We start from the raw sequence: 14519 nt of genomic DNA on the forward strand, positions 1-14519 counted from the left end.
CAGCGCGATAGGCGCTCGTCTGCTCGCCGAGTCGGAGCGAGCAGACGAGCATGGGGCCGCTCGGTGGCGTGGGTCTACATGGTCGTCCCGCCTGAGACGTCGAGCCGGTGCCCGGTGATGTAGCGGCTGTCGTCGGAGGCCAGGAAGGCGACGGTGTCGGCCACGTCCTGTGGCGTGCCGAGCCGGCCGAGGGGCGTCTGTGACGACAGCCAGGCCAGGGCCTCGCCGACCAGGCGTCCTTGGTGCATGTCGGTGTCGATGACGCCGGGGGCGACGAGGTTGACGGTGATGCCGCGCGGCCCGAGCTGCTTGGCCAGGGCGACGGTCATGACGTCGAGTGCGGCCTTGGACATGGCGTAGTCGATCGCCCTGGGCATGGCCGCCCCGCGGGTCAGCATGGTGCCCACGGTGATGATCCGCCCGCCGTCGCGCAGCCGTGGCAGGGCTTGCTGGGTGATGAGGAACGGGGCGGTGGTGTTGACCGCGAACAGGTGCTCAAGGCCCTCCCGGGTGACGCCGTCGATCTCGCTCTGGCCGCCGAGGATGCCCGCGTTGTTGACCAGGATGTCCAGCCCGTCGGCGTGTGCGTCGAAGGCGGTCCACAGGGCTTCGGCGTCGCCGGGCGCGCCCAGCTCGGCCTGGACGGCGAAGGCGCGCCCACCGGCCGCTTCGATGGCGGCGACGGTGTCCTTGGCGGCGGCGTGGTTGCCGCCGTAGTGCACGGCGACCCGGGCGCCTTCGCGGGCCAGCCGGGTGGCGATCGCGCGGCCGATGCCCCGGCTCGCGCCGGTCACCAGCGCCGTCTTGCCGGTCAATGTCGTCATGATCATGCCTTTCTGCTTCATGCGGTGTAGGGGGTGATGGCCTTGGCGTCACGCAGGATGCGCGCCCACCAGGTCACCTGGTCCAGCAGGGTCTTGGCGGCCGCGGCCGGGCCGACCGGGTCCTTCGGTTGTCCGTCGCCGTCGAAGCACTCCCAGGCGCCGTGGAAGCTGACGGTGTCGCGGGTGGTGACGGCGTGCAGCTCGGAGAAGACGGCACGCAGGTGCTCCACCGCGCGCAGACCTCCGGAGATGCCGCCATAGGAGACGAACGCCACCGGTTTGGCGTGGAACTGCTGGTTGTGCCAGTCGATGACGTTCTTCAGGCCGGCCGGGTAGCTGTGGTTGTACTCGGGCGTCACCACCACGAACGCGTCGGCGGCCGTCAGCCGCGGGGTCAGCCCGCCCAGGGCCTCCAGCACCGGCGCGGGCGCGGACATCGACGGGGCCGCCCCGCCGATCGGCACCTCGGCCAGGTCGATCACGTCGACGTCGAGGTCCGGGCGGGACGTGGCCAGGCCGGCGAACCAGCCGGCCACGGTCGGGCCGAAGCGGCCGTCGCGGACGCTGCCGACAATGACGGCCAGCCTCAGCGGGTCAGTGATCACGGTGTTCTCCCTTCAGGATGGCGGCCTGTCGCAGGACCGCCAGCAAGGTTGTCTCGGTCTGGGGGCCGGTGAGCGAGGCCAGGTTCTCGATGAGGAAGACCGGTACGCCGGTGATGCCGAGGCGACGTACGCGGGCGAGCCGGGCGCGCAGCTCGGCGGCAGGCACGTGGCCGGTGGTGATGCCGACCTCGGCGGCCAGCCGGGCGAGCGTGGCGGGGTCGCCGATATGCAGCCCATCGGTGAAGTGGGCGCGGAACAGGCGCTCCGCCATGGGCTCGGCCTTGCCCTGGTGCGCGGCGTCGGCGATGAGGCGGTGGGCGTCGAAGGTGCCGGTGGCGATCGCCTTGCCGTACTCCAGCCGCAGGCCCTCACCGGCCGCGTGTTCGGCGAAGGCGAGCGCGCCGGCGGCCGCTTGCGGGCCGAAGGTCTGTTCCAGGACCGCCAGCAGCGGGCGCCCGTCGGCCGGGGCGCCCGGGGCGAGCTCGAAGGGCAGGAACTCCACCGCCACCGGCAGGCCCTCGGCCCTGAGCCGGTCCGCGGCGCGGGTGAAGCGGGTGTAGCCGAGGTAGGAGTGTACGCAGATGACGTCCATCACGAGCTGGACTTTCACAGGCTGTGGCATGAGTGTCCCCTGTCATGCGGCCGCGGTGGCGGGCTCGGCCGACGGGGCGCCATCGCGCAAGGGGACCTCGCGGATGAACCAGGCCAGCACGAAGGCGAGGGCGCCCAGCGCGGCGGCGCCGAGGGCCATGGCATGGATGCCGTCGGAGACGGCGAGGCGAACCGCCTCCCGCGCAGCGGGCGTGAGCCCGCCGAGCGCCTCGGGCGTCAGGGCGACCCGGGTGGCGGTCTCCGCGCCGAGGCGGTCGATGAGGGTGTCCTGCAGGCGGGCGGTGTACAGGGCGCCCAGAGCGGCCATGCCCAGGGAGGCGCCCATGGTGTGCCAGAGCGTGACCGAACCGCTGGCCGCTCCCATGTCGCGTGGCGCGGCGCTGTTGATGGTGATGATCGTGGTGGACTGCATCAGCAGGCCGACCCCGATGCCGCCGATCAGCGTCAGGGCGGAGGCGAGCGCCAGGTCGACGCCGGGCCGCAGGAGGAGCAGCGCGAGCATGCCGGCCGTCACGGTGGCGCCGCCGAGGATCGGGTAGATCCGGTAGCGGCCGGTGCGGCTGATGAGCCTGCCGGTGCCGATCAGCACGGCGACCATGCCGAGCATGGCGGGCAGGATCAGCAGGCCGCTGGCGATCGGTGAGGCGCCGTGGACCAGCTGCATGTACTGGGGCAGGAAGGTGGCCGCCACCACCATGCCGACGCCGCCGAGGAAGCGGATGACCTGGGCGAGGGTGAAGTTGCGGTCGGCGAACAGGCGTAGCGGGACGATCGGCTCGGCCGCGCGCCGTTCCACCAGCAGTAGGGCGGCCAGGGCCACCAGCCCGACGAGGATCAGGGCGAGGATCGGGGCCGATCCCCAGTCGTACTGGGTGCCACCCCAGCCGGCGACCAGGCTGAGTGCGACCAGGACCACTGTCAGCAGCAGCGCTCCGGGATAGTCGATGCGCGCCCTGGTCCGGCGCGGCTCCAGCCGTATGGCGGCGCCGATGAGCAGCAGGGCGGCCGCGCCGACGGGCAGGTTGACGAAGAACGCCCACCGCCAGCCCACGTCGGCGAACAGGCCGCCGAGCAGCGGCCCGGCGATGAAGGCGATCGGCATCATGACCCCGAACAGCCCCATGAGCTTGCCGCTGTGCCGGGGCGGCACCAGCTCGCCGATCAAGGCCAATGCCCCGGTCATCAGGCCGCCCGCGCCCAGTCCCTGGACCATGCGGAAGCCGACGAGCTGGATCATGTCCTGCGCGGCTCCCGACAGCCCGGAGCCCAGCAGGAAGATCGCGATCGCGGCCATGTAGACGACCTTGCGGCCGTACAGGTCGCCGAGCTTCCCCCAGATCGGTGTCGAGGCGGCCATGCAGATCAGATAGGCCGTCGCCACCCAGGAGAAGTACTCCAGCCCGCCGAGGTCTTTCACGATCATCGGCAACGCGGGCCCGAGCATCATGCCGTCCAACGGGGCTGTGATCATGCCCAGCATCACGCCGATCACGCCCACACGAAGAGATCGATCCACACGTCCTCCATTTCGCGTACTTCGTACGTGAAATGGACCATAGTCATTCAGGTACCATGTACGCAAATGGAAGGGGAGGGATGCGCATGGCCGACGAGGAACCCACAAGCATCTGGATGCAGCCCGAGGCGCACGAGCGCTCCGGCCCAGGACGGCGCCCCGGCTACAGCCGTGAGCAGATCACCCGAACGGCCGTCCAGATCGCCGACGCCGAAGGAGTGGAGGCCGCGACCATGCGGCGGATCGCGGGCGAGCTGGGCACCGGCGCCATGTCGCTCTACCGCTACGTACCCCGGCGCGACGACCTGTTCGACCTCATGATCGACCTGGCGATGAGCGAGATCGAGCTCCCCGACGGCCCGTCCGGTGACTGGCGCGGCGACCTGACGCTGCTGGCCCGGCAGACCCGCGCCGCCGGCCTACGCCACCCCTGGCTGATCGCGCTGCTCACCAGCCGGCCCACGCTGGGCCCCAACCTGCTGCGCGTGCACGAGTTCGCACTCAGCGCCTTCAACGGGACCGGGCTCGACATCGACGACATCACCGGCTTCGTCGGCATGCTGAACGACTACGTACACAGCGCGATCCGCCGCGAGATCGGCTGGCTGGAGGAGGCCCGCCGCACCGGCCTGGACCCCGAGCGCTGGAAGCGGGACTACATGGGACCGTACGTCCGCCAGGTCGTCGAATCCGGCGCCTTCCCCCTGTTCAACCGATCGGTTCTCGACTCCCGCACCGCCCACCTCGCCCCCGAGGAACGCTTCCGGCATGGACTTGATCGCATCCTCGACGCCATCGCCGCGCTCATCCCATCACTCCGTCCTCGTTGAACAGGAAGCCGGCAACGCTCCTGCGAAGGAGCAGCTCGATCGCCGGGCTCAATTGGCCGCCGACAAGAACGAGGCTGGGAGGAGGATGAGCAAGGCGACGACGACTGAGCGTCCGCCGCGCGCCGTAGCCCGATGTGACAGGGAAGAGCCCATTCCCTGTCACATACAAGATCCTTCACTCATTCCGGCCAGCGGTTCCGCCTCGCGCCTCTAGGGTCGAAGACAACGCGTTCCCTGTCATATGGAGCCCGCCGGTGATCCCCGAACCCGCGCCAAGCCTTACCCCGGCCGCAGCGCGCCGCAGGCCCACTGGCGGCCTTTCGGCGAGCTCGCCGCGGCGATGAACGCGCTCCTGGACATCACGTCCATCCTCCGCGACGCCAAAGGCCACCGAACGCCGTGACCACGGCCAAGGTCCTGCCGCTCACCGGCGGCCCGACGCTGGCCGACGCCGCCACCGCGTTTCCTGAACCGCCGGGACCTGGACGCCGACACCCTGCGCTCCTACCGCCAGACACTGGCCCGCCTGTGCACCGAGCTCGGCGACGGCGTGCTGCTGGCCGACCTGACGGCCGAGCAGACGGCAGCGGTGTTCGCCACGGCGTGGGGGAACGCGGCCCCCGTACCTGGAACCGCCACCGCTCCGCGCTGCGCTCCTTCACCACCTGGGCCGCCGCGCGCTGGAGCATGCCCGACCTGGCCGCGCCTGACTACACCGTTCCTCAACGTCAGGACGGCTGGCCCAACTGGCTCGGCCGCCGCCCGATGCGCAGCTCCGACCGAGCGGAAATCCGTGAAGCGCTCGAGACCGGGCTACCCGACGGACCACTCACCGTTCCGGGCCCTTTCCTGTGCGGGTCTGTACGGTCAGTGACTGGACACGCCCACCATCGAAGTGTCACCGAGTACAGGCGGGGCGGCACTGCTGGAGTGCCCCCTGACGGGCGCCGGTCAGCCGCTCGCGCCGGTGGAGAAGGGGCGTTGTCCAGCACTATTCGATCTGGATCGAAGTCCGTTGCGACGTTCGCCGGGTGATGTGGATCGTGGACGCGTGCACCAGAAAACACAATCACAGGACAACGACCCGCCCAACGGGTCCGGGAGAAGGTGAATCGATGCGCAAGAGGTTCGGCAGCCGCGCCATCACAATCCTGTCCGCCCTGCTCCTGGGCACGACCCTGGGTGCGGTCACCGCTGCCCCGGCCAGTGCGGACGGCTGCCAAGGGAGGACATCCGTGGGCTGGCGATGGTGCCACGTGGACGAAGGCAACTGGGCACAGTTCAATATGTACTACAACGGAGAGGTAGTAGGCAGCGTCCGGCTGGAGCGCTCAACCTACACCAACTACACGGTCGCGGTGTGCAACTACCGTCGGCAGTCCATTTTCCTCAGCACCCACATACATCTGGACCTCCTTGGCACTGGCGACCGCACTCACGTCGCCTACGACGGCTGCGAGACGTACGGGCTAGGGTGGCCCGTCGCCAAGTTCCGAGGGGAAGCGTTCATCCTGGTGGATGGCGAGTACCGCAGCTACTACACCAAGTGGTACATCCCTCCCCAGCAGCCGTAGCGAGGGTGCCACCAGAAGACGCAAACAAGCGTAGCGGCCGGTCCGTTCGCCGCGGCGCTGGCCGAGCTGGTCGCCCTGCAGGCGCGCCGGTTCTAGGTCACGACGGGTTCGTCATCCTGCCGGAACGGGCCGACGTTCGAGCACGAACGGCGCTGGCCCAAGAAGATCTGGGGGCCGTACCGGACCTTCCCTGACCTGGCCATCGCCCGCGACTGGTGCGCCCACTGCAATGTGTGGATCGGCACCGAAACGAGCCGCTCATGACTGACGACCACGCGGCCGACCATCCGGCTGGTCGGCCCCATCTCATCGCCACCGCCGCCGAACTGGCCGCGTTGGCCGCCGCCGTCGAGCCCGACGCCCCGGTGTTCGTGGGCCCCGCTCGGGTCCGCGTCACCAGCCGCAAAGTAACACTGAGTAACCGTCGCCACTTTGTGTGGCCACGCGAGGTTGTTCCTCAGAGGGGTTCCGGACTGGACTGGTAGGCTCGCGGAAGATCCAACGAGTACGGATCTGGCCTGCGTGGACGGAAGCTGCCCCCGCCGCCCCGTGATCGTGTCTCCCAGGAGCCTCCGCAGGTCAGCGGTAGCATCGTGGGATTCACGGCTATTACTACCAGGCCCCTGTTGTCAAGCAGCCGCGCCCAGCGCGTACGTCAGACCGTCTACGAACCGCGTGAGATCACCGCCGGATTCGTTGCCATGGTCGGGGTTGCACTCGGTGACGGTCAGCCCGGCAAAGCCCGGGGCGGCGGCCAGAACGGCCAGCACCTCCATCGCCTCCTGGAAGCTCAGCCCGCCGTGGTACTGCGGCACATCGGCGAGCGGCAGGTCAACGAAATCGATCACGTCCACGTCGAAGTGCACGAGGAAGCCGTCCAGATCCCGGCATGCCTGCGCGGCTGCGGCGACGGCCCTGCCCCGTACCTCGGTGGCGGGCAGCTTGACGCAGCTGAGCGAGTCGAACATCTCCCGTTCCCTCGCATTGTCGGTCTGTTCGTAGCCAAGAAAGACGATCGCATCCGGCGCGAGCAGCGGCCTGCGCGGGCCGAGCCCGGCGAGTTCAGGCGCGGCGCCTGGCAGGTCGAGCAGGTGGGCGGCGCCCATCGAGTCGAGAATGCCCGTGGGGGCGGTTTCAGGCGTGCGCAGGTCCACCCCGCCATCGACGTATACGAGTGCGGGATCTGTGCCGGCGGCCAACGCGCCGGAGACGACGCCCAGCTCGACCGTGCAGTCCCCGCCGATCACCAGGGGAATGAGCCCATCGTCGACGATATGAGAGGTGCGTTCGGCCACGGCCCGTGCCACCTCGATGGTCAGCCCCAGGTTCTGCGGATGACGGTCTGGTTCGGGACGCATACGGATCTTGGGGAGATCGCCGTAGTCACGCACCGGCAGCCGCTCGGTGAGCCCTGCCCGTCGCAGGGCTTGCGGCGCCTTCTCCTGTCCTGGCCAGTGAGCAGCCGCACTGGAGGGGACGCCCAAGAGGCCGAAGCGTGGTGGAGTGGCTGTCATCCATCGGCTCTTCCCCCGCCGGGAAGGCTTAGTCACCGCCTGTTTCCGGTGATGGGGGGGTCGTGGGTCCCAGTAGTAATGGCCCGGAAATCCTACAGCTCCAATGAGCCGCCATTCAGTTGGTCAGTCGGTACGGCGGCGGGGCGCCAGGGCCTCGGTGACCTTGGCGATGGCTTCGGCGCCGGGTTTCAAATGATCGACGAAAGCCCTTTTATCTGGGGTGTTACGATTCTTTCCGGTTCTGGGACACGGGACCCACAGCATGATTGTGGGTCCCGTGTCCATGGTGACGTCCTCTTGGCCCCAGGTCAGTCAAGGGACAGACGGTTGGCGCGAGTTCCGCGAGAAGGTGGTCGGGCCTTGGCGGCGGCCGCCGCCGCGCTGTTAAGGACTCTGCAGCGCCAAAGTTCGGTCCTCCATCAGTACCGGAGGGCCCGTCGCTTGCCGGATGAGGACCGGGTGGACCGTGCGAGCTCGGGACGCACCGTGACACGGGTGGAGATCTTCTCGGCGAAGACGCGGGTGACGCCGGCGGCCTTGAGCGCGTCGAGCCGGGTGTCGAGGGACTGGCGGACGGTGGAGGCGCGGGCGTAGCCGATTCGCGCATGGCCGGCCGGCCCGGCATCGGCCGCGACCGGGCGGGGGAGCTCGATCCAGATCGGGGAGGGCCGTCCTCGAAAGGACGGCTCTCCGACCATTCTCAACTCTCTGACCAGAGAAGGTTGAGATCGGTCGCCGACAGCGGCTCAGACAGGCTCGCGGCCGGAGGGAAGTCAGTTCACGCAGTCCTGGGTCTTGAGGACGAGGCCGAGTTGCTCGACCTTGCCCTGCCGGTTGAGGCCGAAGTAGTAGTCCGCCTCTCGGTTGCCGGGCGCGGTGACGTAGTAGCCGCTCGGTTGCTCCTTGACCCCGGAGTAGGCCTTCTTGATCTGGCGGAGGGTTGAGCCAGCACCGATGCCCTTGGGGGTGCGCACCCCGGCCGGCGCGAAGATGACGGCGACGCCACGCTTCTTCGAAATGTAGAGCCCAACCTCGTGGCGAGCGTTGCGATGGGCCTTGTAGTCCCAGCCGGAGCAGTAGTCGCGCCATTTGAGCACAATCTTGCCGGTGGCCTTGGCCTGCTTGGCGGTCATCCCCAGCTTGATGCCGCCATAGCCGTGCGGGCCGAAAGTGCCCGACGTGGCGGTGGCGGCTCCGGCCGGGCTGGCGATCACCAGCGTCGCGCCGGCGACCGCCAGCGCCGCTACCAGTGAAGCCATGTTCATCCTCATAGCCTTGTTTCTCCAGTAGTTAGTTGAAAGTCCCTCCTTTTGATGCCGCCCACCGGTGAATGGTTCGCTGCCGGCCGACCTCAGCAGCTGAGCAGGTCACCCGGGGCCACCCCACCGACGGCCTTCAGCTACTCGGTCTTACAACATGAGAACGCTTCAGCCCTGCCTCGATGGTTCAATGCCGTTTAGATAAGACATGATCATGGCTTGGCTCGCGCGACCGATGGTGTGGGCAATAGCGCTACGGTCGGCGGTCCTGCGTATCGGATGCCCTTGTCGGAGGGGCGTCGCTCGCGGTAGCTGCTCTTGCGGGAGCGTTTGACGGCTCGCGGGAAGGAGCGGTGGCGGCGCTGCGGGTTCGTGTTCCGTCGGTGCGCGACGTGGTGGAGGGCCCGGGTCCAGGAGGCGTTGGGTGGCTCAGGGGGAAAAGGCCGCGGGGCCGGTGACCGAGCGGCGCACGATGCAGACGGTGCCCAGGAACTTGATCCGGTCGGGGTCGAGCCCGGCCGTGGTGGCGGCGGCGCAGATCAGCGTGCATAACGCCCAGTGGGTCAAGAGGTAGGCCCAGATTTCCTGGCAGGCCGGCTCTGGGGTGCGGGAGCGGAGGATCCGGCCCGGCCCGCGCAGGTGCGTCTTCAGCTGATCGATGCCGGTTTCGGCCTCCCAGCGATCATGGGAGCAACGGGCCAGCTCTTCGGCGGTGACCTCGGCCGGGTCGAGAATGCTGGTGATCAGCCGGATGCGCTCGGTGTCCTGGCCCAGGACCAGCTCCTCGTCCATCGGCCCGGCGGCGCGTACGAGCGCGGCGTTGACCGAGGTGGCGCCGCCCACGTGCAGGCTGAACGGGCGCACCGGGTTGGCGGTCAGCCCGTCGGTCCGCTCCACCATCCCGGCCAGCCAGGCGTGCGGCTCGGCGGGCTCGAAGGCCGCCTCCAGGTCCTCCGGCAGGACGGCGGGCAGCGGGGCCGGGGTGAAGCGGAGGTAGCCGGTGACGGAGAGGTAGGGCGCGGCGTGGTGCCAGCGCATGTGCGCCTCGACGGCGCCCGGCGTGAGCACGACGTCGGAGTCCAGCCAGTGGATGACGTCGCCGGTCGCCGCGGCCAGCCCGGCGTTGCGCGCGGCGGCCCGGCCCGGCCGGTCGCAGACGATCAGGCGGGCCGCCGAGCCCCCGGGCAGCCGCAGCGGGGGAGAGCTGCCGTTGTCGACCACGATGATCTCGGTCAGCCCGGCCGGGTACGTCTGCCGCGCCAGCCCCTGCAACACCAGATCCAGCTTGTCCTGCCCGCCGTACGCCGGGATGATCACGCTCACCCGCAGCTCCGGGGTGAAGTGCTCCGGCGGCTCCAGCACGCGATAGTCGTTGCCCCGCACCCGGGGCACACCACCCCCGCCGCTCGCGTCCATGCAGCCCTCCCCTGGTTTCGGCCCCGGTCATGAGCGCCTTTACCGTAGGACCCTTACCTGGGAAAAACCTGGGACCCCCCAGGTCACCGGGTGTTTCCGCAGGCCGGACCTGTCAGGATGCGTTCAGGAAGGGGGCGGGAAACCGGGCCCGTCACGGCCGGCCGGCCGCCGGAGCGGCGATCAGCCGCCGCTCGCGCACCAGCTGGACGACCCGCTCCAGGTCGGGGGTCTGGTAGCGGTCGTCGCCCAGCGGCGGGACGTGCCTGCGCAGCTCGGCCAGCAGCCCCCGGGTGGCCGCGCCGAGCGGCAGGGGCGCCATCCGCGGCGCGATGAGGTCGATGCCCTGCGCCGCCATCAGGTACTGCACGGCCAGGACGACCTCCAGCCGGTCGAGGTTCTCGTGCAGGTGCCGGACCGAGGCCATCGCCATCGTGTTGTGGTCCTCCTGCCCGTCCTTGACCGGCCGGGACAGCGTGCCCGCCGGGGTGGCCCTGACCTGCATCTCGGGGACCAGCGCGGCGGCCACGGTCTGCACCTGGACCATCCCGGAGTTCAGGCCGGCCTCCCCGCCGGCCAGGTTCGCCGGCAGGCCGTAGCTCCACCGGGGCGACAGCAGCCGCCCCGACAGCTCCTGCGACAGCACGCCCACGTCGGTGATCTCGGCGTTCAGCGTGTCGGCGAGGTGCCCCATGACGGAGGCGTCCCAGTTGCCGCCCATGACGAACTCGTAGCCCGGCCCCTCCTCGCGCCGGAAGACCAGCGGGTTGGAGGTGGCGGAGTTGGCCTCGCGCACCAGCGCCGTGCGGGTCTCGGCGAGCGCGTGCCGCAGGCCGGCCAGGATGTGCGGCGCGGCCCGTACCGACACCGCGTCCTGCACGCGCGGCTCGTAGTTCGCCGGGTCGAGCCGCCTGCGGCCCTCCTCCGTCATCCAGCGCGAGCCCGCCACCATCGCGCGCAGCCGCGCCGCGACCGCGTCCTGCTCGGGGATGCGGCGCTCCCGGTGCGTACGCGCGTCGAGCGAGCCCCGCTCGGCCCTGATCGCCTCCATGAACAGGGCGAGGGCGGCCTCCGCCTGGTCGGCCAGAGCCGTGGCCCGGTGCACGGCGTGCAGGAGCGTGGCGGCCACCACCGTGCTGCCGCTGACGATCGGCAGCGCCTCCCCGGCCTGGAGGGTGAAGTCCCTGGCCAGCCCGGCCCGCGGCAACATCAGGGAGGCGGGCCCCTCCTGGCCCCGATACCGCACGGGCGCGTCCTCGCCGATCGCCGCGAGCCCGGCCGCCGCCTGCGGTTGCAGATCGCCGGTGCCGAGCGAGCCGACCTGCGGCATCCGCGGCACGACCCCGGCGTTGACCAGGTCCAGCAGCCGCTGCGGCACCTCCGGCCGGACGCCCATCCGGCCCCTGGCGAGCTGGTTGGCCTTGATGATCAGGGCCAGCCGCACCACGTCGTCCGGCAGCGGCTCGCCGACGCCCGCGGCGTGGGAGCGCAGGACGTTGCGCTGGAAGCGCTCCGCGTCGGCCAGGGAGAGCGGGCGGTCCTTGAGCGGCCCCAGCGCCTGGTTCCAGCCGTACACCCGCTGGTCGTCCAGGGCCGCCAGCGCGCCCGCCCGCGTCCTGGCCATGGTGGCGCGGGCCTCGGGCGCGAGCACCGCGGAGACGGGACGCCCGTCGAGGATCGCGAAGGCGTCCCGCAGCGAGAGGGAATCCCCGTCCAGCACCAGCCGCAACACCTCCGGCGCCGCGGCCGCGGACGCCGCGACCGCCGGCGACCCGCCGGGCCGGCCGGGCGCGGCGGCCTGCCGCGACGCGCCCGGTTCCGCCGCCGCCTGGCCCGTCGTGCACAGGGCGGCGATCAGGCCCAGGCCGGTGGCCGCCCGTCCGAGTCTCGTCATGCGCCCGCCCTCCCGGCCCTGCCACGCAGATCGACCGCGCGGATCAACGTCGCCATCGTTATAGCGAGGGCGGGCGGGCCGTCCCGCGACGCGCGGCGGCACGGGACGGATTGCTGACCCGATCTCGACCGCTTCCAGGGGCGGGGGGCGCGGGGGGCGGCTCAGCGGTAGGTCAGGCGCCGCAGCGCGGTCTCCGCGGGGCCGCGCCGGCCCGTACGCGACAGCACGGCGGCGAGGACCACGGTGCCCAGCCAGGTGAGCACGGCGATGCCGGAGGCGGCGGCGTCGCCGACCCGGGTGGACAGGCCGCCCAGGTAGGGCGCGAACAGCAGGACGAACACCACCGACTGGAGCAGGTAGCACGTGAGCGACCACTGCCCGCACGCGGCCAGCGCCCGGGCCACCACGCCGTGCCGCCGCCTGCCGCGCTCCCAGCGGGCCACCACGAGCCCGACCAGCGCGGCGTAGGCCAGCCCGCCGGCGATGCCGGTGACGCTGTGCAGCGCGTACGCGGACACGGAGACCGCGTCGGAAGCCGTCCACAGCCGGGTGTCGATCAGCGTCATCGGCACCGCGCCGGCGACCGCGATCGCCGTGCCCACGCCGGCGATCCGCGCCAGCAGGGCCGGGTGCGCCCCGGGCTCCTCCAGCAGCCGACGGTGCGCCGCCCAGATGCCGAGCATGAACGCCGGCACGACGCTCACCAGGAAGTACGTGGGCGTCATCCCGGACCAGCCGATCATCCGCATCATCGCGGCCTCGAGGGGATCGGCCATGGCCGCGGGCGTGTCGCCCTTCTCGGCGGTCACGGTGAGCACCCCGAGCAGCGCGACCACGACGACGTGCAGGACGGCCCCGACGCCGGCCGCCCAGGCCAGCGCCCGGTCGCTGCGCCGGATGAAGCCGATGAACAGCAGCCCGACCAGGCCGTAGGCGCCCAGGATGTCGCCGAAGAAGAGCAGGAGCGCGTGGCAGAACCCGAAGGCCAGCAGCCACCGGCTGCGCCGCCGCAGCACCCGCCGCGTCTCGGGCCAGCTCGCGCCGCCGGCGACCTGCCGGGCGGCGAGCTGGACCAGCCCGTAGCCGAACAGCGCCGCGAACATCGGCAGCGCCCGGCCGTCCACGAGGAGGATCTGGACCCCGGCCACGACCCGGTCGAGCGCGGTGCCGTCCAGCGTGTAGCCGCGGAAACCCGAGGGGTGGCCCGACAGGTACATGTGCGCGTGCGCCACCGCGATGAGCAGCAGCATGAAGCCGCGCGCGAGGTCGGGGGCGAGGGATCGCCCGGCGAGCGGTGTGGCGTGCCGGGCGCGGCCCGGCGCGGAGACGGGCGCGGGGGCGGATGTGGACATGAGACTCCCCAGGAATTAGATACATGGGTGTAGCTTAGGTTCCCGGATAAGATACATGACTGTGGCTAAAGAGGAGACGCGATGAGTGAGGGCGGCGGCCGGACGCGGCGGCGCGGCGAGGAGCTGATCAAGGCGATCCACGCCGCGGTGCTGGAGGAGGTGGCGGAGGCCGGCGTCGGGCGGCTGACCATGGAGGGCATCGCCAGGCGGGCGGCGACGCCCCGCACGACGCTGTACCGCCGCTGGTCGGACCCCGTCGAGGTGCTCGTCGACGCGCTCTACCACGCGCATCCGGTCGAGGAGCCGACACCCGGCTCCGACGACCTGCGCGGCGACCTGATCCGGGCGCTGCGCCTGATGGTCGAGTGGGCGCGCAGCCCGGCCGGCCGGGCGGTCGCGATCAGCCTCACCGATCCCAAGGGCTACGAGATGATCTCCGAGCCCCTGTACGAAAAGGTCTTCGCCGGCCGCGGCGGCACGTTCACCGCCACCGTGCTGCGGCACTACGCCGAGCGCGGCCACTTCCCCGCCCGGCGGCTCACCAGGGTCGTGCTCGACATCGGCGAGGCGCTGGTGCTCAAACGGCTGATCGACGCGGGGCCCCCGCCCGGCGACGACGACCTGGCGGACATCGTCGACCAGGCGATCCTGCCGGCGCTCGGACTCGGCGAGAGGTGACGGCGCGGCGGCGGATGATCACGTTCCGGTAGACCGTGATCGGATCTCCCAGAGGAAAGCTCCGTTACCGGTACGGTCATGGGTCATGGAGATCTGGATCAATCCCGCGTGCTCGAAGTGCCGCTCGGCCCTGTCCATCCTGGACGCCGAGGCCGCCAAGTACACCGTGCGCCACTACCTGGAGGATCCGCCGAGCGAGCCCGAACTCCGTGAGGTGCTGGGCAGGCTCGGCCTCGAACCGTGGGACATCACGCGCACCGGCGAGGCGCGCGCGGCGGAGCTGGGCCTGGCGGACTGGCCGCGCGACGCGGCCTCCCGCGACAGGTGGATCAGGGCGCTGGCGCAGAACCCGATCCTGATCCAGCGGCCGATCATCACGGCCGACGACGGCTCGGCCGTGATCGGCCGCTCCGAAGAGGCCGTGCGCTCGGTGTTGTGAGCGGCCCGC

General features: G+C 70.8%; 14 protein-coding genes. 4 read left to right on the plus strand and 10 right to left on the minus strand.

Annotation, left to right across the window (positions count from 1 at the left end; all coding sequences use genetic code 11):
• Positions 1–74 precede the first annotated feature (74 nt).
• Genes IO39_RS09205 through IO39_RS09220 form a run of 4 tightly spaced genes read right to left on the minus strand, consistent with a single transcriptional unit; the run spans position 75 to position 3557 of the window.
• Complete coding sequence (locus IO39_RS09205; protein WP_043619388.1) at positions 75–824, minus strand: SDR family oxidoreductase; 750 nt, start codon at positions 822–824, stop codon at positions 75–77.
• A 17-nt stretch (positions 825–841) separates the two neighbouring features.
• On the minus strand, positions 842–1429 hold the full coding sequence (locus IO39_RS09210) for an NADPH-dependent FMN reductase (protein WP_043619046.1): 588 nt from the start codon (positions 1427–1429) through the stop codon (positions 842–844).
• Positions 1419–2039 (minus strand): DsbA family protein, encoded by a 621-nt coding sequence (locus IO39_RS09215; protein WP_211266949.1) that lies wholly within the window; start codon positions 2037–2039, stop codon positions 1419–1421. Before IO39_RS09215 ends, IO39_RS09210 begins: the two co-directional genes overlap by 11 nt.
• A 24-nt stretch (positions 2040–2063) precedes the next feature.
• Complete coding sequence (locus tag IO39_RS09220; protein WP_043619051.1) at positions 2064–3557, minus strand: MDR family MFS transporter; 1494 nt, start codon at positions 3555–3557, stop codon at positions 2064–2066.
• A gap of 86 nt (positions 3558–3643) precedes the next feature.
• Between IO39_RS09220 and IO39_RS09225 the strand changes: the two genes are divergently transcribed.
• Both IO39_RS09225 and IO39_RS09230 read left to right on the plus strand, forming a co-directional pair.
• Positions 3644–4387 carry a TetR/AcrR family transcriptional regulator gene (locus IO39_RS09225; RefSeq protein WP_043619391.1) on the plus strand — a complete coding sequence of 248 codons (744 nt, stop codon included), beginning with the start codon at positions 3644–3646 and terminating at the stop codon, positions 4385–4387.
• Positions 4388–5502: 1115 nt separating this feature from the next.
• Positions 5503–5961, plus strand: a complete 459-nt coding sequence (locus IO39_RS09230) for a hypothetical protein (RefSeq protein ID WP_043619055.1) — start codon at positions 5503–5505, stop codon at positions 5959–5961.
• A 629-nt stretch (positions 5962–6590) separates the two neighbouring features.
• Here IO39_RS09230 and IO39_RS09240 read toward each other — a convergent pair.
• The 6 genes from IO39_RS09240 to IO39_RS09265 form a co-directional block, all read right to left on the minus strand.
• Entirely contained in the window at positions 6591–7475 is an 885-nt protein-coding gene (locus tag IO39_RS09240) for an arginase family protein (RefSeq protein WP_043619061.1), read from the minus strand.
• Positions 7476–7894: 419 nt separating this feature from the next.
• A complete protein-coding gene (locus tag IO39_RS09245) occupies positions 7895–8173 on the minus strand; it encodes a recombinase family protein (RefSeq protein ID WP_043619063.1) in 279 nt (92 codons plus the stop codon).
• Positions 8174–8248: 75 nt separating this feature from the next.
• Positions 8249–8734 carry a hypothetical protein gene (locus tag IO39_RS09250; protein ID WP_043619393.1) on the minus strand — a complete coding sequence of 162 codons (486 nt, stop codon included), beginning with the start codon at positions 8732–8734 and terminating at the stop codon, positions 8249–8251.
• 429 nt (positions 8735–9163) lie between these two features.
• Positions 9164–10150, minus strand: coding sequence for a glycosyltransferase (locus IO39_RS09255; protein WP_245641876.1), 987 nt, complete (start codon positions 10148–10150; stop codon positions 9164–9166).
• A 151-nt stretch (positions 10151–10301) separates the two neighbouring features.
• Positions 10302–12041, minus strand: a complete 1740-nt coding sequence (locus IO39_RS09260; RefSeq protein WP_043619065.1) for an HAL/PAL/TAL family ammonia-lyase — start codon at positions 12039–12041, stop codon at positions 10302–10304.
• 161 nt (positions 12042–12202) lie between these two features.
• Complete coding sequence (locus IO39_RS09265; RefSeq protein WP_043619067.1) at positions 12203–13393, minus strand: DUF418 domain-containing protein; 1191 nt, start codon at positions 13391–13393, stop codon at positions 12203–12205.
• Positions 13394–13474: 81 nt separating this feature from the next.
• Between IO39_RS09265 and IO39_RS09270 the strand changes: the two genes are divergently transcribed.
• Together IO39_RS09270 and IO39_RS09275 are read left to right on the plus strand one after the other, a co-directional pair.
• Complete coding sequence (locus tag IO39_RS09270) at positions 13475–14071, plus strand: TetR/AcrR family transcriptional regulator (RefSeq protein ID WP_043619069.1); 597 nt, start codon at positions 13475–13477, stop codon at positions 14069–14071.
• Positions 14072–14156: 85 nt separating this feature from the next.
• Positions 14157–14510, plus strand: coding sequence for an arsenate reductase family protein (locus tag IO39_RS09275; RefSeq protein WP_043619072.1), 354 nt, complete (start codon positions 14157–14159; stop codon positions 14508–14510).
• The last annotated feature ends 9 nt before the right edge of the window (positions 14511–14519 follow it).

The sequence above is a fragment of the Nonomuraea candida genome (assembly GCF_000725485.1).
Taxonomy (GTDB): domain Bacteria; phylum Actinomycetota; class Actinomycetes; order Streptosporangiales; family Streptosporangiaceae; genus Nonomuraea; species Nonomuraea candida.

Bases quoted from the DNA above. Each gene is read 5' to 3' on its own strand.
- IO39_RS09205 (WP_043619388.1), bottom strand. From the start codon at position 824: ATGACGACATTGACCGGCAAGACGGCGCTGGTGACCGGCGCGAGCCGG.
- IO39_RS09225 (WP_043619391.1), top strand. From the start codon at position 3,644: ATGGCCGACGAGGAACCCACAAGCATCTGGATGCAGCCCGAGGCGCAC.
- IO39_RS09230 (WP_043619055.1), top strand. From the start codon at position 5,503: ATGCGCAAGAGGTTCGGCAGCCGCGCCATCACAATCCTGTCCGCCCTG.
- IO39_RS09240 (WP_043619061.1), bottom strand. From the start codon at position 7,475: ATGACAGCCACTCCACCACGCTTCGGCCTCTTGGGCGTCCCCTCCAGT.
- IO39_RS09245 (WP_043619063.1), bottom strand. From the start codon at position 8,173: ATGGTCGGAGAGCCGTCCTTTCGAGGACGGCCCTCCCCGATCTGGATC.
- IO39_RS09250 (WP_043619393.1), bottom strand. From the start codon at position 8,734: ATGGCTTCACTGGTAGCGGCGCTGGCGGTCGCCGGCGCGACGCTGGTG.
- IO39_RS09255 (WP_245641876.1), bottom strand. From the start codon at position 10,150: ATGGACGCGAGCGGCGGGGGTGGTGTGCCCCGGGTGCGGGGCAACGAC.
- IO39_RS09260 (WP_043619065.1), bottom strand. From the start codon at position 12,041: ATGACGAGACTCGGACGGGCGGCCACCGGCCTGGGCCTGATCGCCGCC.
- IO39_RS09265 (WP_043619067.1), bottom strand. From the start codon at position 13,393: ATGTCCACATCCGCCCCCGCGCCCGTCTCCGCGCCGGGCCGCGCCCGG.
- IO39_RS09270 (WP_043619069.1), top strand. From the start codon at position 13,475: ATGAGTGAGGGCGGCGGCCGGACGCGGCGGCGCGGCGAGGAGCTGATC.
- IO39_RS09275 (WP_043619072.1), top strand. From the start codon at position 14,157: ATGGAGATCTGGATCAATCCCGCGTGCTCGAAGTGCCGCTCGGCCCTG.